Source organism: Flavobacterium sp. 20NA77.7 (genome assembly GCF_031326205.1).
Classification (GTDB): domain Bacteria; phylum Bacteroidota; class Bacteroidia; order Flavobacteriales; family Flavobacteriaceae; genus Flavobacterium; species Flavobacterium nakdongensis.
Genome location: NZ_CP133721.1, coordinates 1,565,799 through 1,588,143, shown reverse-complemented (window position 1 = coordinate 1,588,143; position 22,345 = coordinate 1,565,799). Strand labels below are relative to the sequence as shown.

At 32.8% G+C, this 22,345-nt stretch carries 20 protein-coding genes; 4 read left to right on the top strand and 16 right to left on the bottom strand.

What is annotated here, in order from left to right:
• Positions 1–49 precede the first annotated feature (49 nt).
• From RF683_RS07070 to RF683_RS07045, 6 genes are all read right to left on the bottom strand, one after another.
• Positions 50–1,846, bottom strand: a complete 1,797-nt coding sequence (locus RF683_RS07070; RefSeq protein WP_309531632.1) for an acyl-CoA dehydrogenase family protein — start codon at positions 1,844–1,846, stop codon at positions 50–52.
• A 136-nt stretch (positions 1,847–1,982) separates the two neighbouring features.
• The gene (locus tag RF683_RS07065; RefSeq protein ID WP_309531631.1) at positions 1,983–3,167 is read right to left on the bottom strand and encodes an acetyl-CoA C-acyltransferase; all 1,185 of its coding nucleotides are present in this window, start codon (positions 3,165–3,167) and stop codon (positions 1,983–1,985) included.
• A gap of 111 nt (positions 3,168–3,278) precedes the next feature.
• Positions 3,279–5,669, bottom strand: a complete 2,391-nt coding sequence (locus RF683_RS07060; protein ID WP_309531630.1) for a 3-hydroxyacyl-CoA dehydrogenase/enoyl-CoA hydratase family protein — start codon at positions 5,667–5,669, stop codon at positions 3,279–3,281.
• 27 nt (positions 5,670–5,696) lie between these two features.
• Complete coding sequence (locus RF683_RS07055) at positions 5,697–6,128, bottom strand: MarR family winged helix-turn-helix transcriptional regulator (protein WP_298656937.1); 432 nt, start codon at positions 6,126–6,128, stop codon at positions 5,697–5,699.
• A gap of 168 nt (positions 6,129–6,296) precedes the next feature.
• A complete protein-coding gene (locus RF683_RS07050; RefSeq protein ID WP_309531629.1) occupies positions 6,297–6,680 on the bottom strand; it encodes a hypothetical protein in 384 nt (127 codons plus the stop codon).
• Positions 6,681–6,773: 93 nt separating this feature from the next.
• Positions 6,774–8,549, bottom strand: a complete 1,776-nt coding sequence (locus RF683_RS07045) for an AMP-dependent synthetase/ligase (RefSeq protein WP_309531628.1) — start codon at positions 8,547–8,549, stop codon at positions 6,774–6,776.
• Positions 8,550–8,664: 115 nt separating this feature from the next.
• Between RF683_RS07045 and RF683_RS07040 the strand changes: the two genes are divergently transcribed.
• Both RF683_RS07040 and RF683_RS07035 read left to right on the top strand, forming a co-directional pair.
• Positions 8,665–10,611, top strand: coding sequence for an LTA synthase family protein (locus RF683_RS07040; protein ID WP_309531627.1), 1,947 nt, complete (start codon positions 8,665–8,667; stop codon positions 10,609–10,611).
• A gap of 6 nt (positions 10,612–10,617) precedes the next feature.
• Positions 10,618–11,190, top strand: coding sequence for a dual specificity protein phosphatase family protein (locus RF683_RS07035; RefSeq protein ID WP_309531626.1), 573 nt, complete (start codon positions 10,618–10,620; stop codon positions 11,188–11,190).
• Positions 11,191–11,208: 18 nt separating this feature from the next.
• Here the strand turns inward: RF683_RS07035 and tpiA are convergent, their stop codons facing one another.
• Genes tpiA through RF683_RS07015 form a run of 4 tightly spaced genes read right to left on the bottom strand, consistent with a single transcriptional unit; the run spans position 11,209 to position 14,126 of the window.
• Complete coding sequence (tpiA, locus tag RF683_RS07030; protein WP_309531625.1) at positions 11,209–11,958, bottom strand: triose-phosphate isomerase; 750 nt, start codon at positions 11,956–11,958, stop codon at positions 11,209–11,211.
• Between the two features lies 1 nt (position 11,959).
• Positions 11,960–12,457, bottom strand: a complete 498-nt coding sequence (locus RF683_RS07025) for a TlpA disulfide reductase family protein (RefSeq protein WP_309531624.1) — start codon at positions 12,455–12,457, stop codon at positions 11,960–11,962.
• Positions 12,458–12,480: 23 nt separating this feature from the next.
• The gene (locus RF683_RS07020; RefSeq protein WP_309531623.1) at positions 12,481–13,563 is read right to left on the bottom strand and encodes a MauE/DoxX family redox-associated membrane protein; all 1,083 of its coding nucleotides are present in this window, start codon (positions 13,561–13,563) and stop codon (positions 12,481–12,483) included.
• Between the two features lie 17 nt (positions 13,564–13,580).
• Complete coding sequence (locus RF683_RS07015) at positions 13,581–14,126, bottom strand: DUF1599 domain-containing protein (RefSeq protein WP_309531622.1); 546 nt, start codon at positions 14,124–14,126, stop codon at positions 13,581–13,583.
• 112 nt (positions 14,127–14,238) lie between these two features.
• Between RF683_RS07015 and folP the strand changes: the two genes are divergently transcribed.
• A complete protein-coding gene (gene folP / locus RF683_RS07010) occupies positions 14,239–15,075 on the top strand; it encodes a dihydropteroate synthase (protein ID WP_309531621.1) in 837 nt (278 codons plus the stop codon).
• 106 nt (positions 15,076–15,181) lie between these two features.
• Here the strand turns inward: folP and rlmH are convergent, their stop codons facing one another.
• The 5 genes from rlmH to RF683_RS06985 all read right to left on the bottom strand — a co-directional run bounded on the left by rlmH (position 15,182) and on the right by RF683_RS06985 (position 17,869).
• Complete coding sequence (gene rlmH, locus RF683_RS07005) at positions 15,182–15,655, bottom strand: 23S rRNA (pseudouridine(1915)-N(3))-methyltransferase RlmH (protein ID WP_309531620.1); 474 nt, start codon at positions 15,653–15,655, stop codon at positions 15,182–15,184.
• Positions 15,656–15,738: 83 nt separating this feature from the next.
• Complete coding sequence (locus RF683_RS07000; RefSeq protein WP_298654841.1) at positions 15,739–16,449, bottom strand: YebC/PmpR family DNA-binding transcriptional regulator; 711 nt, start codon at positions 16,447–16,449, stop codon at positions 15,739–15,741.
• 90 nt (positions 16,450–16,539) lie between these two features.
• Positions 16,540–16,800, bottom strand: coding sequence for a DUF6952 family protein (locus RF683_RS06995; RefSeq protein ID WP_298654838.1), 261 nt, complete (start codon positions 16,798–16,800; stop codon positions 16,540–16,542).
• Between the two features lie 58 nt (positions 16,801–16,858).
• Positions 16,859–17,167: a thioredoxin family protein gene (locus RF683_RS06990; RefSeq protein ID WP_298654835.1), complete on the bottom strand. Its 309-nt coding sequence runs from the start codon at positions 17,165–17,167 to the stop codon at positions 16,859–16,861.
• 66 nt (positions 17,168–17,233) lie between these two features.
• Positions 17,234–17,869, bottom strand: a complete 636-nt coding sequence (locus tag RF683_RS06985; RefSeq protein ID WP_309531619.1) for a peroxiredoxin — start codon at positions 17,867–17,869, stop codon at positions 17,234–17,236.
• 248 nt (positions 17,870–18,117) lie between these two features.
• Between RF683_RS06985 and RF683_RS06980 the strand changes: the two genes are divergently transcribed.
• Positions 18,118–19,782, top strand: coding sequence for an amino acid permease (locus tag RF683_RS06980; protein ID WP_309531618.1), 1,665 nt, complete (start codon positions 18,118–18,120; stop codon positions 19,780–19,782).
• 16 nt (positions 19,783–19,798) lie between these two features.
• Here RF683_RS06980 and RF683_RS06975 read toward each other — a convergent pair whose 3' ends face one another.
• Positions 19,799–22,345 carry an ATP-dependent Clp protease ATP-binding subunit gene (locus RF683_RS06975; protein ID WP_309531617.1) on the bottom strand — a complete coding sequence of 849 codons (2,547 nt, stop codon included), beginning with the start codon at positions 22,343–22,345 and terminating at the stop codon, positions 19,799–19,801.

Here is a 22,345-nt window from a genome sequence, read left to right as displayed (position 1 = left end):
AAAAGGGAACCATAGGTTCCCTTTTTTTAACAAACTAAATTACACTAAATTACAGACTATATTGATTATCCAAAATCAATTTAGATGCTATTTTATTACGTAGAGCTACTATATTTGGCATGTTCACATATTTTGTAAAGCGTTTTAACCCCATTAACATCATACGTTGTTCATCACCTTCAGTAAAGGAAGCAATACCTTCTTTTCCTTTTAGAGTAATAATATCTGTTGCGTGATATAGATAAAGTTGTGCCATTGCAATTTGAATTTCAGCGGCTTCTTTACCTGATTTTTTGGCTATTTTTTCAGCTCTTAATATACCACTTTCTGCCATATAAATTTCTATAAGCATATCTGCAGCGGCCATAAGTAATTGTTGGTGGTTTTCTAATTCGGTGCCAAATTTTTGAACTGCACTCCCAGCTACCATTAAAAAAGCTTTTTTCAATTTAGCAATCATCTCTTTTTCTTCAGCGAAAAGTTCAGAATAGTCTGGTGTTTCAAAAGAAGGGATACCCATTAATTCTTCAGCAACAGCCATAGCTGGACCTAATAAATCAACATGTCCCTTCATGGCTTTTTTAATTAACATTCCAACAGAAAGCATTCTATTTATTTCATTAGTTCCTTCATAAATACGAGCTATTCTTGCATCTCTCCAAGCAGATTCCATTGGCGTGTCTTCTGAGAATCCCATTCCACCAAAAATTTGAATTCCTTCATCAGTACAATTTTGTACATCTTCCGAAACAGCAACTTTTAAGATAGAACATTCAATAGCAAATTCTTCTACGCCTTTTAACTCTGCTTCTTGATGAGTATTACCTTCATTTACTCGGATTTTAATTCTGTTTTCAATATCACCCCCAGCTCTATATGACGCACTTTCATCAATAAAACAATTCGTTGCCATTTCTGCTAATTTAGCTTGTATAGCACCAAAACTAGAAATAGGTGTATTGAATTGGATACGCTCATTAGCATATTTTACAGCTCCACTAATCGTTCTTCTTTGTGCTTCTAAACAGGCAGCTGCTAATTTAATTCGTCCTACATTTAAAGCGTTCATCGCAATTTTGAACCCTTCACCTCGTCCTGCAAGCATATTTTCAATAGGAACTTTAGTTTCATTAAAAAATACTTGTCTAGTTGAACTTGCGCGAATACCTAATTTATGTTCTTCTTCTCCAAGCGTAATTCCATTTGGATTATTTTTATCATATTCAACGATAAATCCCGTAATATTTTTGTCGTCTTCAATTCGTGCAAAAACAATCATCAAATTGCAAAAACCAGCATTGGATATCCACATTTTTTGACCTGAAATTAAATAATGTGTTCCATCAGCAGAAAGTACCGCTTTTGTTTTACCTGAATTAGCATCTGATCCAGCTCCCGGTTCTGTTAAACAGTAAGAACCAAACCATTCTCCTAAAGCTAGTTTTGGAACATATTTTTGTTTTTGTTCTTCTGTACCATATAATGTAATAGGCATTGTTCCAATACCTGTATGGGCTCCAAATGCAGTGGAGAAAGACCCTGTTGCACCCGAAATATAATCACAAACTAGCATGGTATTAATGAACCCCATTCCTAAACCTCCGTAAGCTTCTGGAACAGCTACTCCTAAAAATCCAAGCTCTCCTGCTTTGCGCATACACTCTTCGGTATAGGCATAATCTTTTTTTTCAAATTTATCTTTATGAGCCCATAATTCTTTGTCAACGAATTCTTTTACTGAATCACGCATCATGATTTGCTCTTCATTGAAATCTTCGGGCGTGAAGATGTCTTCGCATTTTGTTTCTTTTACAAGGAATTGCCCTCCTCTAATGATATCTTCCATAATTAGCCCCCTATCCCCCAAAGGGGGAACCTATTAGGGGTCAATAGGGTTTAAATTTTACAATATATTTTATTTATAGTATTTAAGTATAAAGTATAACCACAATCCATATTCCCTCTTTGGGGGTTAGGGGGCTTTACTTTAAAAATTCAAAAACTCCTGCAGCACCTTGCCCTGTTCCTACACACATAGAAACGATTCCGTACTTGCTGTTTCTAACGCGCATTTCGTCAAACAATTGAACGGAAAGTTTAGCCCCTGTACAACCTAGTGGGTGACCTAAAGCAATGGCACCACCATTAACGTTCACGATTTCTTGATTTAAACCTAATTCTCGAACAACGGCCAATGATTGTGCGGCAAACGCTTCATTTAATTCTATTAAATCGATTTGGTCTTGCTTTAATCCTGCTTGTTTTAATGCTTTTGGGATGGCAGTAACCGGACCAATTCCCATAATTTTTGGTTCTACACCTGATGCAGCATAGCTTACCATTCTTGCAATGGGTTCTAAGTTTAATTCTTTTACCATTTCTTCGCTCATTATTAAAACGAATGCTGCTCCATCACTCATTTGCGAAGAATTTCCTGCGGTAACCGATCCATCAGCTGCAAAAACAGGTTTTAATCCTGCTAAAGCTTCAACAGATGTTCCTGCTCTTGGACCTTCATCTTTAGTAATAACATACGATTTCGTTTCTTTTTTACCGTTTTCATTTACAAATGTTTGTTCGACAGTGATAGGCACAATTTGGTTGTCAAATTTACCTTCTGCTTGTGCTTTTAAGGCTTTCATATGCGATTGAAAAGCAAACTCATCTTGATCGGCACGAGAAACGTTGAATTGTTTGGCAACAGCTTCAGCCGTTAAACCCATTCCCCAATAATAATCTTCGTGACCCGCAGCTGTAATTTTATAATCGGGAGTAGGTTTGTAGCCACCCATTGGAATATAACTCATGCTTTCTGCTCCTCCAGCAATGATACAATCTGCCATTCCTGATTGAATTTTAGCGCTTGCCATCGCAATTGTTTCTAATCCGGATGCACAATATCTATTGACTGTAACGCCAGGAACATCGGTGATTTTTAATCCCATTAATGAAATTAACCTTGCTACATTTAAACCTTGTTCAGCTTCAGGCATGGCATTTCCTACCATGACATCATCAATGCGTGTTTTATCAAAGTTAGGCATTTGGGCCATCATGTATTCGATGGTTTCTGCTGCTAATTCGTCTGGTCTTTTGAATCGGAATACGCCTTTTGGAGCTTTTCCTACTGCGGTTCGGTAACCCGAAACTATATATGCTGTTTTCATATTAGCCCCCTAGCCCCCGAAGGGGGAATTCCTATTAGGGGTCAATAGGTTTTTTATTAATATTATATTTTTCAAAGCTTTTCAACTCCCCCTTCGGGGGTTGGGGGGCTTCTAATTTCTTAACGGTTTCCCTTTTGTTAACATGTACTGAATTCTTTCTAACGATTTTCTTTCTGCAGTTAATGATAAAAATGCTTCTCTTTCTAAATCCAATAAGTATTGTTCAGAAACTAACGTTGCTTCTGATAAATCGCCACCCGCCATTACATAAGCTAATTTGTTGGCGATTTTTTTGTCATGTTCAGAAATGTAGTTACCCGCTTCCATTTGATCTGTTCCAACTAAGAACATACCTAAAGCTTGTTTTCCTAATACTTTGATATCTTTTCTTCTAACGGGTTGTGTGTAACCTTGTTCGGCCATTTGTAAGGCTACTTGTTTCGCTGTCGCAATTTGGCGATCTTTGTTTACGACAACAATATCTCTTCCTTTTTGTAAAACGCCAATATCAAATCCTTCATAAGCTGAAGTGGCTACTTTTGCCATTCCCACAGTTAAGAAATATTCTTGAAGGACATTTAATTCCACATCGTTTTTACGGAATAAATCAGAGGCTCTCAATGCCATTTCTTTAGAACCACCACCACCTGGAATAACTCCAACGCCAAATTCGACTAATCCGATATAGGTTTCTGCGGCAGCAACTGCTCGGTCTGCGTGCATGGTTAATTCACAACCACCACCTAATGTCATTCCGTGAGGTACAGCAATAACTGGTATTGAAGAATAACGACAACGCATCATCGTATCTTGGAACATTTTGATAGCCATGTTTAATTCGTCATATTCTTGCTCTACAGCCATCATGAAAATCATAGCTAAATTAGCCCCAACAGAGAAATTAGCCCCTTGATTTCCAATAACTAAGCCGCTGTATTCTTTTTCCGCAATATCAATTGCTTTATTTATGCCTTGTAAAACACCCGCACCAATCGAATTCATTTTTGATGTAAATTCTAAATTGATGATGCCGTCACCTAAATCAGTAATGATACTTTCGCTATTATTCCATATTTTTTTAGTATCTCTAATATTATTTAGAATAATGAAGGCATCTTGACCTCGAATTTTCTCAACTTTTTTAGTAGTAATAGAGTAGAAGTGTGTTGCTCCATCTTTAATAGAATAGAAAGAAGTGGTTCCAGTAGCTAACATATCGGTAACCCAAGAAGCAGGTTGTAATCCTTCTGCTTGCATTAATTCGATTCCTTTTTCTACACCTATTGCATCCCAAATTTCGAATGGACCATTTTCCCATCCAAAACCTGCTTTCATAGCATCATCGATTTTATAGAAAGCATCTGTAATTTCCGGAATTCTGTTTGAACAGTATTGGAACATAGAAGCGAAGTTTTTTCTGTAAAATTCACCTGCTTTGTCTTTTCCAGTAATTAAAACTTTGAATCGATCAATTGGTTTTTCAATCGTTTTGGTTAATTCTAAAGTAGCAAAAGATGCTTTTTTATTAGGTCTGTATTCTAATGTATTTAAATCTAAAGTGAGAATGTCTTTTCCTTCTTTTTTGTAGAAGCCTTGTCCTGTTTTGCTTCCTAACCATTTGTTTTCCATCATTTTATTGACAAATTCAGGAAGCTTGAATAATTCATGTGCTTCGTCAGTAGGACAATTTTCATAAATTCCGTTTGCTACATGCACTAAAGTGTCTAAACCAACCACATCAACCGTTCTAAAAGTAGCTGATTTTGGACGACCAATAACGGGTCCGGTTAATTTATCAACCTCTTCAACGGTTAATCCCATTGCTGCCACTTGATGGAATAAGCTTTGAATTCCGAAGATACCAATTCTGTTACCAATGAAAGCAGGAGTGTCTTTAGCTACAACTGAAGTTTTTCCTAAGAATTTTTCACCATAATTAGTTAAGAAATCCAATACTTCATTTGAAGTTTTTGGACTAGGTATAATTTCGAATAACTTTAAGTAACGTGCTGGATTGAAAAAGTGTGTTCCACAGAAGTGCTGTTGAAAATCATCACTTCTTCCTTCGCTCATAAATTGAATAGGAATACCAGATGTATTTGAAGTAACTAAAGTTCCTGGTTTTCTAAATTTATCAATTTGTTCAAAGACAAGTTTTTTGATGTCCAATCGTTCCACAACAACTTCAATTATCCAATCTACACTGGCAATTTTAGCCATATCATCTGTTGTATTACCAGTCGTAATTCTTGATGCAAAACTTGAGTGGTAAATAGGAGCTGGCTTTGATTTTAAGGCATTGGTTAAATGCTCATTTACAATGCGATTTCTTACTTCTCTGTGATCAAGTGTAAGTCCTTTTTTTTCTTCCGCCTCTGAAAGAGAATTTGGAATAATGTCTAAAAGTAACACTTCTACACCAATATTAGCAAAGTGGCAAGCAATACCGCTACCCATGATTCCAGATCCTATGACTGCAACTTTTTTTATAGTACGTTTCATTACGTGAGTTTTTAGTAGTAGGTTAAATTAAAATATTTTTTTTTCGGCAATTAAATCATCTATAATTTGGGCAACTTCCATAAAATTTTTGAGTTGCTCATCAGAAATATATTTTTTTACAGTGTCATTAAAACGCAAAACAGTATCTTTTGAAAGCTCTCTTTTTTCTTTTCCTTCGTCTGTTAGATAAATTAATACGCCTCTTCCGTCAGATGGATTTTTCTTTTTCATGATTAATCCTCGTTCTTCCATCATTTTTAATGTGCGTGTTAGGCTAGTTGCTTCCATTCCCATTTTGGGTCCTAACGAAGTAGAAGGCGTACCGTTTTCTTTATCAATGCTAAGTAACGTAAACCCAGTTGCCATTGTTGCACCATATTTTGTTGCCTCTTCGTTATACATTCTGGCAATGGCTTGCCAAGTGGCTCTTAAAACGTAGTCAATTGTTTTATCTTTCATTTAAATTAATGCTTTCGTTTTACAAATATAATCAAAATTACTATGCGCGCATAGTAATTTTGATTATTTAACAGTTTTTTTGATTTTTATATTTAAAAGAAGTACTATAAAGATATAAAAAAAAACTCCTTTTGAGGAGTTTTTATAAAAAATAAATCAACAAATATTTTATTTTAATTTTCCATTTATTGCGGCTATTGTTGCTCCTATAAGTCCAGTAGAGATTATATTGATGATTACATCTATTGCCATATTTTCATAGTTTACTTGCATACTTGAATACATGAAAAAATTCATGGATAAACTATATAGAAGCCCTACAATGATTCCGACTTTAAGACCTGAAGAAAAGTCTATTGCTTGTGCCCAATTAATGGTAATTTGTGATACTAAAAATCCAAAAGTTAAGCAACCTAAAAATACAAAAAGTAAATTTTCGTTACCCGTTTGCGGATACAAATCTTTAAATAGCATGCCGTAAAAAATCCAACCTAAAAAGAAATTAATGATACCGCCTGCGATACCGCCAATAATAAAATTTTTTGTGTTCATAATTTTTTAGTTTAATTGGTTAATGTTATAAAATTAGTAAAAATAGTTTTAAAACAAATAAAAAACTCCTTAATTATTAAGGAGTTAGGTTTTTTAACTGTAAATTTTAGCATATAAATTTTTATATTTTTCTAAAATTATTTTACGTTTTAATTTCATTGTTGGGGTAAGATGTCCGCCGTCTATTGACCAAATATCTGGAGTCAATTCAAATCGTTTTACTTTTTCCCAATTTCCAAATTTTTCATTATAATGTTCGACTTCTTCTTCAATTCTTTTTATTACAGCTTCATTAGTGCTAATTTCTTCATTTTTTGAGCCGAGTTTGATACTTGGATGTTTTTTTGCCCATTCTTTAATAAATTCAAAATTGGGTTGTATAAATGCGCCTGGCATTTTTTCTCCTTCTCCTATGACCATTATTTGTTCAATAAAACGGGATTGTTTGAAGGTATTTTCTAATAATTGAGGAGCTACATATTTTCCACCTGAGGTTTTGAACATTTCTTTTTTTCTATCAGTGATTTTTAAAAAGCCTTCCGCGTCAATTTCGCCGATATCACCTGTGTGAAAATAACCATTTTTTAATACCTCATTAGTTTGTGATTCATCTTTGTAATAACCCATCATCACATTTGGTCCTTTACATAAGATTTCGCCATCTTCGGCTATTTTTACTTCTACGCCCTCAATTACTTTTCCCACTGTGGCTACTTTAAAGCCTCTGTTTCGCATGTCGTTAACTGAAATTACGGGAGAAGTTTCTGTTAGTCCATAACCTTCCATTACAGGAATGCCTGCTGCGGTAAAAACTTTAGTTAATCTAGGTTGCAAAGCTGCACTTCCAGAAACTAATAATTCTAATTCTCCTCCTAATGCTTCTTGCCATTTTGAGAAAATTAATTTTTTCGCTATTTTTAATTGAAATTCATAGAACCAACCATTTTCACCGTAGGGTTTATATTGAATACCTAAGCCTGTCGCCCAAAAGAATAATTTTTTCTTAATGCCGGTTAATTCGGCTCCTTTAGCATAAATTTTATCGTATACTTTTTCTAGTAATCTTGGCACAACAGACATTACGTGAGGTTTTACTTCTTTTAAATTGTCTGAAATTTTTTCGATACTTTCTGCAAAGTATATTGAAATACCATAGTACTGATATAGGTATGTAAGCATACGTTCAAAAATATGACAAATAGGTAAGAAACTTAGCGCCCTTGTATCTCCTTCTCTTAGAGGAACTCTAGGTGCACTCATCAATACATCAGAAACGATGTTTTCATGAGAAAGCATCACACCTTTAGGTTTTCCAGTAGTTCCTGAGGTGTAAATTATAGTTGCTAAATCTGTTGGACTTACATTGTTTTTTCTGTCTTCAACTACATTTTGGTTTGAGTTATCTGCGCCTAATTCAAGTAATTCTTTCCAATTTTTACAACCCTCAATTTCATTAAAAGAATAAATTTCTCTCAAAGCGGGAATGTTTTTTTGGACAGCAATTAATTTAGCATAAACTTCTTGGTCTGAAACGATGCAAAATTTAGATTCTGAATGATTTAAAATATATTCATAATCTTCTGAAGCTATAGTTGGATATATAGGAACAGTTTGTGCTCCTGTTTGCAATATACCTATGTCGCACATATGCCATTCGGTTCTGTTTGTTGAAGAAATAATGGCTATTTTATCATTTTTTGCAACATCTAATCTAAGTAATGCTCTTGAAATGGCATTTGCTTTATCTAAATAGTCTTTTGTTGATGTTTTAACCCAATCTGTACCATATTTAGTAACTAATGCATCAGAAAGATTGAATTTTTCTGCTTGATAGTAGGGGAAATCGAAAAGTCTTGTTACAGTAATCATATATGTCATGGTTTATTTCGTAATGCAATTTATAAAAAAATAACGAATTAAATTTAGTGGATTAGTATTTTAAGCTATTAATATTATTAATTTTGTAATCTAATTGCATGAATGGATGAAGCATTTTTTAAGAATAGATGAATATAAAGCACTGTTTTTCAGAATATTTTTAGTTTATATATTTTATTTTGTAGCTAGAATTTTATTTTGTTTTTATAATGCCGATTTAGTTGAAATAACTTCGTTTTCCGATTTTATTTCTCTTGCTTATCATGGATTAGCTTTTGACACTACAGCGATTTTATATGTAAATAGTTTATTTATTATACTTTCTGTATTTCCTCTCTTTATAAATACAAAACCTAAATTTCAACAATTATTATTTGGTGTTTATTTCAGTACAAATTTGTTGTTTTATTCGCTTAATTTTATTGACTTAATTTACTATAGATTTAATTTTTCTCGATTTACGCTTGCTGCTTGGGAAGTTTTTAAACATGAAGAAGCAAAAGGAGGCATGATTTTTAGATTTTTATATACCTATTGGCATGTGTTTTTATTATATATTCTTATGGTTGCTTTTTGGATTTATTTGTATCGAAAAGTAAAAGTTACTTATGTATTAAATACACATCCAAAATCAAAGTATATAATCACTTCTCTTCTAGGTGTGCTTTTTGTTGCACTTTTATCGATTGGTGGTATTAGGGGGGATTTTAAGAAAAGTACGCGTCCGATTAGTTTAGTTGATGCCAATACCTATGTCCAAAAGACACAACATGCAGATGTGGTGTTGAATTCTACCTTTACATTTATAAGAACGTTAGGTGTACAAACCTTTAAGAAAACAGCTTTTTCTATTCCAAATCAAGTTATTGAATCTAATTTTAAACCCATAAAATTTTATAAGAATAATAAACCTTCCACGCCTAACATTGTATTAATCATAACAGAAAGTATGGGAAGGGAATATCTAGGAGCATTCAATAAAAATACTCATATAAAAGGATATAGAAGTTATACCCCATTTTTAGATTCGTTGGCGACAAAAAGTATGATTTTTACCAATGCTTATGGAAATGGCTATAAGTCTATTCATGGTATGGCTTCTATTCTTTCGGGAATACCGTCTTTTCAAGATGCTTTTACATCTTCGCCCTATACTAAACAAAATATAGAATCGTTGGTTTCTTGTTTAAAAGAGAAAGGGTATACTACTTCTTTTTTTCATGGTGCGCCAAACGGATCGATGGGATTTTTAGGATTTGCAAATATTTTAGGATTTGATCAGTATTATGGCATGACGGAATATGATAATGACAAAGATTTTGATGGTTCTTGGGGAATTTGGGACGAGCCTTTTTTGCAATATATGAATCAAACCATTAGTGAAAAGAAACAGCCTTTTTTTAGCACGGTATTTACCGTTTCTTCTCACGAGCCGTTTGTTATTCCCACAAAGTATGAAGGAAAGTTTCCAAAAGGTAGTATTCCTATGCATCAGTGTATAGGATACACAGATTATGCATTTAAAAAATTCTTTGAATCGGCGAAAAAACAGTCTTGGTTTAACAATACTATTTTCATTATTACTGCAGATCATTGTAATCAAGTAGCTTATACAGAAGAATATTCAGATAAAATTGTGAATAGAATTGCAGTTCCTATACTGATTTATAAACCAGATAGCAATTTAATAGGCGAAAATAAAGAAATAGCACAACATATTGATATTTTTCCAACTGTTCTAGATTTAATTGGATTTAATAGGCCTTTTAGAAGTTGGGGTAGAAGTTTGGTTTCGAAAGAAAAAGATATTGAGCCTTATTTGATAAATTATAATACTAATAATTATCATTTCATGAAAGGTAACTATATTTGTGTGTTTGATGGTAAAAAAGCAATTGGATTTTACAATATAGATGATAAAAAATTTAGAACTAATTTGATTGGTAAACGCAACAAAGAAATGAATGATTTAGAGTTAAGTTGTAAAGCTTTTATTCAAGATTATTTTTCGAAAATTATAGATAAAAAATTAGGTAAGCCTAATACAAAGTAACAAGAGATGAAAAAAAAAATAGTTTTAGTGGTCGTTTTAGCACTTTTCATTTTTGCAGGAAAATATGTGTATGACATGCATATTAATCACAATTTTGAAACTATTACAGAACATAAAGTATATAAAAGTGGTGTTATTCCTCCTGCTGAATTGCCTGAATATGTGAAAAAATATAAGATTAAAAGTATAATTGATTTACGTTTTCCAGGCACTGGAGATGATGTAAATAATCCGGAAATTCCTACCGAATTGACTGCAGAGAAAGAAGCAATTGCGAAAATTCCTGGAGTAAGCTATTTCAATAATGGCTCAGATCAAGTGCCAACGCAAAAAAACTTAGATTATTTTTTTAAAATTATGGATAACCCAGCAAATTATCCTGTTTTAATTCATTGCTATCATGGAGTAGGCCGTGCAGAAATTTATTCGGCAATTTATAGAATAGAATATGAAAATTGGGATAATGATAAAGCTCGATTAGCAACACGAACTTTAGTTAAGTGGAGTGCTTTTGATTTAGGAAAACCTAAAGGAGATTTTTTACATAGTTATGTGAAAAGAAATAAGCATGTAAAGTAATCTCCTTAGGGCTTTAATTTATATTCCGCTAATTATTCCGAAAAAATCAGTTGCATTTAGTGCTGCACCTCCAATTAGTCCGCCGTCCACATCGGGCTTAGAAAAAATTTCTTTGGCATTATCTGGTTTTACACTTCCGCCATATAAAATAGAAACGTTTTCGGCTACATCAGTGCCATACACTTTTTGAATCAAATTTCTAATAAAAGCGTGCATTTCTTGTGCTTGTTCTGGAGAAGCTGTTTCGTCTGTTCCTATTGCCCAAACTGGTTCGTAAGCTAACACAATATGTTTCCAATCTTCGTTTTTTAAATGAAATAAACCGTCTCTTAGTTGATACTCCACTACATTAAAATGGTTGTTGCTTTGTCTGTCTTTTAATTCCTCGCCAAAACAAAAAATAACAGTCATATCGTGTTTCAATGCGGTATCCACTTTGTTAGCTAATAAAGCATCTGTTTCGTGAAAGTAAGCACGTCTTTCGCTATGGCCTAAAATTACAGTATGAACACCAATACTTGTTAGCATACTTGCAGAAATCTCTCCTGTAAATGCTCCACCTTCTGCTTGATGCATGTTTTGTGCTGCAATTTGTATATCGGTTCCTTCTACTAATTCAACTGCTTTTGCTAAAAAAGGGAATGGAGTAGCCAATACTATTTCTGCATTAGAGGCAGGTTTTCCTTCTTTTATTTCATTAATTAATGTTAGGGCTTGACCATAATCTTTGTTCATTTTCCAGTTCCCTGCAACAATGTTTTTTCTCATGTTAATTTATTAATTTGTTTATTGTTTCTTTTACTTGTGCATCCGTAGGTTCAATCGCTTTAAAAACAGCAATTTTTCCTTCTTTATCAATAATCATATATCTAGGAATCCAATCCAGTTTGATTGATTTGCCAAAAATACCTTTCATACCATCAGGTATTAAATAATGTTCGCCTTTTACATCAAATTTTTCAATGCCTTTTTTCCACGATTCATAAGATTTGTCGCAAGAAAGGGTGATGAAATCAACATTTTCATTATAGCCTTGGTATAAATTTTCTACTTCTGGTTGTGCTTTTAAACAATCTGAACACCAAGAAGCCCAAATGTCAATAAAAATGACTTTTCCTTTGTGTTTTTCTAAAATCGATTTGAAATCAATTTTAGTATTTTCACTGGTAAAAAAAGTAGCAGTTAGTGATTCATCTTTAAATTCTGTCTGTGCTTGACAAGAAATACTTGAAACGATTAAACTAAATAGTGCAATGATTTTTTTCATTTGTATTGATTTTAAAGTTGGATTTATTTTTTATAAGCTTTGGTTGTTATTTTTTCAAATTCTTTTTTATTAAACGCTTTTTCTGCAATTCCATCATAAAATTTTATGACATTTCCATTCCATAAATACACAACACCAGGTGTGTCTTTACCTGTGCCAAGTTTTGTCCAAAAAGGAATTACATCAATTACTTTATAAGGAAATTTTGTACCTGCAAAAGCAAAGAAATCAGGAATTTTTTCAGCTTCTTCATCCATGAAAATAATTCTTACTTCTGGAAAATCTTTATATTTTTTTTGTAAGGCATATAATTCTTTTGCAGCATGACGACAATGTTCGCAACCGGGCACAAAGAAGCAAAATATTTTTCTACCTTTATCTATATCAGAGAAGTATTCTGCATAACCTGATTTGGTTGGTTTTGGACCCATTTCTTTTTTAACGTCTTCAATTGAATTATTTTTTTTCTGTGCACTTTTTTCTATTGAATCTGCATACTGTTCAGCTGCTTTATTAGTCAAAGTAGTAGCGTCTTCATTAAAGTTAATTGCAGAATTATCAATTTCAGTATTGCTATTTGAGCTTGAGCTTGAACTTGCTTTCATTGGCGCAAGCATAAAAATAACAAGTATACAAGCTAATTTTATAGTGCTAAGAATCCAAATGTTTGATTTTGTGTCATTTGGAAGAATTTTAAGTAACCAAATTAATAAACCAATTGCGACGATGTTCTTAAGAATGGCTTCTACAGGCGTCATGGGTAATAATTCTCCAAAACAACCACAATTTCCAGAATTTCCGCTTACAAAGGTTTCGTAACTTAAATGAATGATAAAAACAAGAAGTAAGACTATGGTTGCTGGAATGGTGATTTTTTTTAAATAATGTGGAATTAGGAGTAGAAATCCAAGTGCAAATTCAACACCTATTAATGTTCTGGAAAAATAACTAGCTAAATTTTCAGGAAAACCAAGCGGGTACAATTGCTTCACTTCAAAAGTTGAAATGGCAAAATAAGGCGATGGGTATAGTTTTGCCAATGCTGAAACAATAAACAAAGCAGCAACAACAATTCGTAGTGTCCAAGAAATAGTTTTTGTATTCATAATTGGTTATTCATAATTTAGTTTTTGTTTTCTTCCATTAAAATCAATGCAAAAACAGCATAATTAATCATGTCTTGGTAATTCGCATCAATACCTTCAGAAACTAATGTTTTTCCTTTATTGTCCTCAATTTGTTTAACACGTAAGAGTTTTTGAATGATTAAATCGGTTAATGAATTCACGCGCATATCTCTCCAAGCTTCACCGTAATCGTGATTTTTATTTTCCATTAACGCTTTAGTTTCTGCAATTTTTTCATTGTACAAGCGAATAGCCTCTTCAGCAGGCATGTCAGGTTGTGTAGCTATACCTTTTTTCATTTGTATTAATGCCATGGCGCAGTAATTTATTATTCCAATAAATTCAGACACTTCATCTTCATCTACTTTGCGAACATCATTTTCTTGTAAACTTCTAATGCGTTGTGCTTTGATGAATATTTGATCAGTAAGTGATGGTAATCGTAATACACGCCATGCTGTACCATAATCGTGTGTTTTTTTTGTGAATAAATCACGGCAAACCGCAATTACTTTATCATATTGTTGAGATGTATTTGACATTATTTTAGATTATATTTGTATAAATTTTGGTTGAAATAGTTTAACCCAACACCAATTTACTCACTAAAAAATTGTAAATTGAATTAAACTTCAAATATAAGTAAAAAATTAGATGTCAACAATAAACTGCAAAGGAACTCTCATTGATTTATCAACACCTAAGGTAATGGGTATTTTAAATCTTACTCCCGATTCTTTTTTTGACGGGGGTACATTGAAAAGTGAGCATGCTATCATTACTAAAGTAGCCAAAATGTTAGATGAAGGTGCTACTTTTATTGATGTGGGTGGTTATTCTAGTCGGCCTGGCGCTGATTTTGTTTCTGAAGAAGAAGAATTGAATAGAGTAGTGCCTGTAGTGGATGTATTGTTAAAAAATTTTCCAACAATTCTAATTTCTGTAGATACCTTTAGAAGTGAAGTGGCAAAAAATGCTATACTTCATGGAGCTGCACTTATAAATGATATTTCAGCAGGTTTATTAGACGAACAAATGTTGCCTACTATAGCCTCATTACAAGTTCCTTATATCATGATGCATATGAAAGGGACGCCACAAACAATGCAAACTTTAGCCCATTATGATAATTTGATAAAAGAAGTTAATTTCTATTTTTCTGAACGAATTGCTGCAGCACGAAGTTTAGGTATAAATGATGTAATTATTGATCCAGGTTTTGGATTTGCTAAAACAATGGCACATAATTATGAATTATTACAAAAGTTAGAATTGCTTCAGTTTCACGAATTGCCAATTTTAGCAGGTATTTCACGAAAATCTATGATTTACAAAACACTGGAAACTACGCCCGAAAAAGCATTAAATGGAACTACATTTTTACATGCATTTTGTTTGCAAAAAGGTGCTTCTATTTTACGTGTTCATGATGTAGCGGAAGCAGTAGAATGTGTAAAGTTAATGAATCAATTAAAGCAAGGTAATGGGTGATGGCTTCTCGATACGCTTCGCTACTCGAAGTGACGGAGGGGTAATGGGTAATGTCTAATGGAAATTTTTATACTTAATTCATTTTCAAATTTTTTATATTAAAGACTTATTGATGATGATAGGGTTCGTTGTTAAGTATTGTAAACCCACGATAAATTTGTTCAATTACAAATAAACGAATCATTTGATGCGAAAAGGTCATTTGTGACAAAGACACTTTTCCTTCAGCTTTTTTATAAACTTCTTCTGAAAAACCATATGGGCCACCAATAACAAAAACGATTGTTTTAAGCCCTGAGTTCATTTTTTTTTGTAAAAATTCAGAAAACCCTATGCTGCTAAATTCTTTTCCGTTCTCATCTAATAAGATTAAATAATCTGTAGGACTTAGTTTGTTTAGAATTAATTGCCCTTCTTTTATTTTTTGTTCGCTTTCAGAAAGATTTTTAGCGTTTTTGATATCTGGAATTATATCTAAATCAAATTTAATATAAAACCCTAAACGCTTGGAGTATTCCTCAATCAATGCTTGAAGATTTTTGTTATCTGTTTTGCCTATTGCGAGTACTTTAATGTTCATTGTAGAATTAGTATAAAATAAAAATGCAGCTTAAATTAGTTTAATACTGCATTTTTTAATTTGTATTTTCAATTTCTAATTAGTTATTCAGCCATTGTGTGAAAAACATTCATTACATCGTCATCTTCCTCAATTTTTTCCAATAATTTTTCCACGTCTGCAATTTGTTCAGCAGTTAATTCTTTAGTTACCTGCGGAATTCTATCAAAGCCTGAAGATAAAATTTCTAATCCACGATTTTCTAATTCTTTTTGAATGGCACCAAAACTTTCAAAAGGCGCATACATTACAATTCCATCTTCATCTGCAAATATTTCTTCAACACCAAAATCAATCATTTCTAATTCTAATTCTTCCACATCTTGACCTTCTGCGGGAATTCTAAAATTACAAGTATGATCAAACATGAATTCTACAGAACCTTGTGTACCTAAAGTTCCATTGCATTTGTTGAAATAACTTCTAATATTTGCAACTGTTCTATTGTTATTGTCAGTAGCTGTTTCAATTAAAATAGCTATACCATGAGGCGCATATCCTTCAAAAAGTACTTCTTTATAGTTTGCTGTATCTTTATCTGATGCTTTTTTAATAGCACGTTCAACATTGTCTTTAGGCATGTTTGCAGCCTTTGCATTTTGAATAACTGCTCTCAGTCTGGCATTTGTTTCAGGACTAGGACCCCCTTCTTTAACTGCCATTACAATGTCTTTCCCAATTTTTGTAAACGTTTTTGCCATAGCTGACCAACGTTTCATTTTACGTGCTTTTCTAAATTCAAATGCTCTTCCCATTTCTATTTCGTATGTATTATTTTGGCAAAATTAAATAAAATAAGTAAATAAAAAAAGGAGCAAAGCTCCTTAACTATTTGTCGTGATTTTTTATTCTTTATCAATGGAACCGAGTACGCGTTTCATAAACTCATTTAGCGCTGTTTTCTTGTCTGTACCATTTTTTATGAGTTGGTTGACTTCTAATGCACCATACATATTTGAAATTAATTCACCTATAACATCTAATTCTTCATCTTTTAAAGATGGAACTTCAGTTAACGCTTCTAAAACTTCTATAGTTTCTATTAAATAATCCTGATCGTTTTCTTCAATGAATTGAGTTAAATGTTTGATTACTGGTAATTTCATATGTGCTATTATTTGTTTGTTTAAATAAGGTGTGATAAATGAATAAATTAATCCGTAGTTATACAACTTCGTTTACTAATTCTGCTAATACTTCAGCCTTGTTAGTTTGTGTTTGATTTACTAATACGCCATTTTTAAATGTAGCAAATGTGGGTAAGTTGTCTACTTTTGCTAGTTTTCTAGATTCTGGAAATTTTTCAGCATCTACTATAAGGAAAGGAATATTTTCATTTTGTGAAGCCAATAATTTAAATTTTGGTTTCATAATACGGCAATTTCCACACCATGACGCAGCATATTGTACAACAACCACCTCATTAGAAGCTACCACTTCGGCTAAATTATCTTGTGCTATTTCTTGGAACATTTTTTTAATTTAAGGTTTAAAGCTTCAAGTTTCAAGTTGAATAACCTGAAACTTGAAACAAAATTATTAATGAGAAGCTAAATAAGCTGCTGTACTGTTTCTGTCTGCTTTCATCGCATCTTTTCCTTCTTCCCAGTTTGCTGGACAAACTTCCCCTTTAGTTTGAACGTGTGTATAAGCATCTATTAATCTTAAATACTCATTTACATTTCTTCCAAGAGGCATGTGGTTTACACTTTCGTGGAAGATAACTCCAGTTTCATCAACTAAATACGTTGCACGGTAAGTTACATTTGAACCTTCAATTAGGTAATCTCCTGTTTCCTCGTTAAACACATCTTCAGCTTCTAAAATACCTAGTGCAGTAGATAAATTTCTAGTTGTATCTGCAACTAACGGATAAGTAACACCTTCAATTCCACCATTGTCTTTTGCTGTGTTTAACCAAGCAAAATGTACTTCGTTAGTATCGCAAGAAGCACCAATAACTATTGTGTTTCTTTTTTCAAATTCACCTAATGCAGCTTGAAAAGCGTGTAATTCTGTTGGACAAACAAATGTAAAATCCTTTGGATACCAAAATAAGACTACTTTCTTATTGTTTTTTGTTGCTTCTTCTAAAATGTTGATTCTTAAATTATCTCCCATGTGAGAGATTGCATCAACGGTAATGTTTGGGAATTTTTTTCCTACTAATGCCATTTTTTTAATTATTTAATGTTAGAACTATTCGTGTGTAAAGCTCTTGTATATTGGAACTTTTCTAATGCAAATTTACTTAAAAAAAGGCATATATCCATATATTTTTATTATATATTTTTATATTGCAATAGTTTTTGATTATGATAAAATAATAAGTATATCTTAAATCTATATTGATATAAATTATATATTTGCTCTTGTCTCAAAATAAAATAATTTTTTCATTTCGAACTAATACATAAACTGCCATGCCAATGAATATTTTTAGAAAAAAATCAATAGCTACTATTCTTAAACAAGGAGGAGATGGTGATCATGCTGGGTTAAACAAAGTGTTGAATGTTAGGGATTTAACTTTATTTGGAATTGCTGCTATTATTGGTGGAGGTACGTTTAGTGCCATTGGAAATGCTTGTTTTGAAGGAGGTCCAGGTGTGGTGTTGTTGTATATTATTTGTGCAATAGCTTGTGGTTTTACAGCGATGTGTTATGCCGAATTTGCGTCTCGAGTTCCCGTTTCAGGTAGTGCGTATACGTATGCGTATGTTTCTTTTGGTGAATTGTTTGCCTGGATAATCGGCTGGGCTTTAATTATGGAATATTCTATTGGGAATATTTACATTGCTTTTTCTTGGAGTGGTTATTTTACAAATTTATTAGAAACGTTTGGCATTCATTTACCAGATTGGTTAACCATTAATTACCAGTCTGCACATACTGCCTTTCTTGATAATAAATCGGGTGAAGGATTAGCTGCTTGGAATAGCGCGCCTATGTTGGGTAATTTGAAAATTATTTTTGATTTACCTGCAGTTTTAATTAATGTGTTAATCACGTATTTGGTGTACAGAGGTGCAAAAGAATCGCGCAATGTTAGTAATGCTATGGTAATTATTAAAATGGCAGTAATCGTGTTAGTAATTATTGTAGGTTGTTTTTATATAGATATAGATAACTGGTCTCCTTTTATGCCAAAAGGTTTTGGGGGTGTTATGGCTGGTGTATCTGCTGTTTTTTATGCCTATATAGGTTTTGATGCGGTATCAACATTGGCGGAGGAATGCAAAAATCCGCAACAAGATTTGCCTAAAGGAATGATTTATTCCTTAATTGCCTGTACAATTGTTTACATCATTTTGGCACTTATATTAACAGGTATGGTTTCTTATGAGCTACTTGGAGTATCAGATCCTTTAGCAGAAATATTTGCTATAAAAGGCATTAAATGGATGTTGTTCATTGTATCAATAGCTGCTGTAGTAGCTATGACAAGCGTATTGTTGGTTTTTCAAATGGGACAGCCACGCATTTGGATGACAATGAGTAGAGATGGATTAATGCCTAAAAGATTTGCTACAATTCACCCAAAACATAAAACTCCTAGCTATGCAACTATAGTAACAGGTATTGTGGTAGGGTTGCCTATATTCTTTACTGATGAAAATCTTGTATTAGATTTTACAAGTATAGGTACATTATTTGCATTTGTTTTGGTTTGTGGAGGTGTATTAATGTTGTCACCTCAAAGTGAAGAAGAAATGGCTAAAAGTAAAGGTAAATTTAGAATACCATATATTAATTCTAAGTTTATATTTCCTGTTGGTTTTATAGGTGCAGTGCTTGTAGTTAATTATTTATTTCCTACCTATTTTATAGATATACTCGATTTTTCAAAAGATAAAATAGCTACTAATTTACCTTTGCTTATATTTTACGTAGTATGTGTAATCATGTCTGTATTAGCCTTTACTAAAAATTTCTCGTTAATACCTTTGTTAGGGTTGATTTCATGTAGTTATTTGTTAACAGGAATGACTATTTCTAATTGGCTTTGGTTTTCAGGATGGTTAGTAATAGGATTAGTAGTTTACTTTTCCTATGGTTATAAAAATAGCAAACTTAATCAATCATAAAATAAAAAAAAACCTGCTAATTGGCAGGTTTTTCTGTTTTTTCTATTTTTATAATCAATTCTTGTGATACTTCATCTAAATCCATAAAAATAATATCTCCTTCGTGAATTTTAGAAGTAATTATTTCTTCAGCTAAGGCATCTTCAACATATTTTTGAATGGCACGTTTTAATGGTCTGGCACCAAATTGTTTGTCAAAGCCTTTTTCAGCAATAAAATCTTTTGCTTTTTCAGATAATTTTAAAACATAGCCCAACTCTTTAATACGAGCGGTTAGTTTAGCCATTTCAATATCAATAATTTTATCAATATCGTGTTTTTCTAACGCATTAAATACAATAACATCATCAATACGATTTAAAAATTCTGGAGCAAATGCCTTTTTTAGTGCATTTTCAATTACACTTTTATTGTGCTCTTCTGTTTGAGCAACTTTAGCTGCAGTTCCAAATCCTACACCTTGACCGAAATCTTTCAATTGACGCGCACCAATATTTGATGTCATAATTATAATTGTATTTCTAAAATCAATTTTTCGTCCAAGACTATCTGTTAAATGACCATCATCTAATACTTGCAGAAGCATATTAAACACATCAGGATGTGCTTTTTCGATTTCATCAAGTAAAACTACGCAATAGGGTTTTCTGCGAATTTTTTCGGTTAATTGCCCGCCTTCTTCATAGCCTACATAGCCCGGAGGAGCACCTACTAATCTAGAAATAGCAAATTTTTCCATGTATTCGCTCATGTCTATTCTTACTAGAGCTTCTTCCGAGTCAAATAATTCTTTGGCTAATACTTTGGCTAGCTGTGTTTTTCCCACACCAGTAGAGCCTAAGAATATAAAGGAACCAATTGGCTTGTTCGGGTCTTTCAATCCCGCTCTATTTCGCTGTATAGATTTAGCTATTTTTTGAACGGCTTCATCTTGACCAATTACTTTTCCTTTAATAAGTTCGGGTAATTTGGCCAGTTTATTACTTTCGGTTTGAGCAATTCGGTTAACAGGAATGCCTGTCATCATAGATACAACATCGGCTACATTGTCTTCGGTTACTACGACACGATTATTTTTTGAATCTTCTTCCCATTTTTCTTGCGCAATAGCTAAATCTTTTTCAATTTTTTTCTCATCATCACGAAGTTTAGCAGCTTCTTCAAATTTTTGTTTTTTAACAACGTTGTTTTTAAGTTCTTTAACTTCTTCCAATTGTTTTTCTAATTCCAAAATTTGTTTTGGCACTTCAATATTAGTAATGTGCACACGAGAACCCGCTTCGTCTAAAGCGTCAATAGCTTTGTCTGGAAGAAAGCGATCAGTCATGTAACGGTTGGTAAGTTTTACACAGGCTTCAATAGCTTCAGGTGTAAAGATAACGTTATGATGATCTTCATATTTTCCTTTAATATTATTTAAAATGATAATTGTTTCGTCTACGGTGGTAGGTTCTACAATTACCTTTTGAAATCTTCTTTCAAGTGCACCATCTTTTTCTATGTATTGTCTGTATTCATCAAGTGTAGTTGCACCAATACATTGGATTTCACCTCTAGCTAAAGCAGGTTTAAACATATTAGAAGCATCTAAAGAGCCGGTAGCGCCGCCTGCGCCTACAATGGTGTGAATTTCGTCAATAAATAGAATGATGTCATCATTTTTTTCAAGTTCATTCATTACCGCTTTCATGCGTTCTTCAAATTGACCTCTGTATTTAGTACCTGCTACTAACGAAGCTAAATCTAAAGTTACAACTCTTTTGTTGAATAAAATACGAGAAACTTTTTTCTTAATAATCATTAATGCTAAGCCTTCAGCTATGGCAGATTTACCCACACCAGGTTCTCCTATTAATAGTGGATTATTCTTTTTTCTTCGACTTAAAATTTGAGATACACGTTCAATTTCTTTCTCTCTTCCTACTACAGGATCTAATTTTCCTTCTTCAGCGAGTTCTGTAAGATCTCTCCCAAAATTATCTAAAACCGGTGTTTTTGATTTTTTGTTGGTTTTAGTGTTGCTTCCACTTGCAGCTGAACCCATTCCGCTATCTTTAAAATTTTCTTCTCCAGAGTCGTCATAAGATTCTGCTCTAGGGGTGTTTTTTAATATATCTTCGCTTTCATTCATATTGACGTATACTTCTTTTACATTTTCGTAATTTATTTTTAATTTATTGAGCAATTTTGTTGTGGGATCATTGTCGTTTTTTAACACACACAACAATAATAATGCAGTACTTATAGAAGTAGTGTTGAAAAGTTTTGCTTCTAAAAAAGTATATTTTAGTGCTCTTTCTGCTTGTCGCGTCAAGTGCAAATTCTTTTTATCATTACTTAAGTCGGCGCTAGGGTTAGCTGGACTTAACAGCTCTACTTTTTTTCGTAATACTTCAAAATTAATTTGAAGAGCATTAAGAATATCTATTGCGCTTCCATTTCCGTCTCTAAGTAACCCTAGTATAAGATGCTCAGTCCCAATAAAATCATGACCTAGTCGTAAAGCTTCTTCTTTACTGTAATAGATTACGTCTTTTACTCTAGGTGAAAAATTATCTTCCAT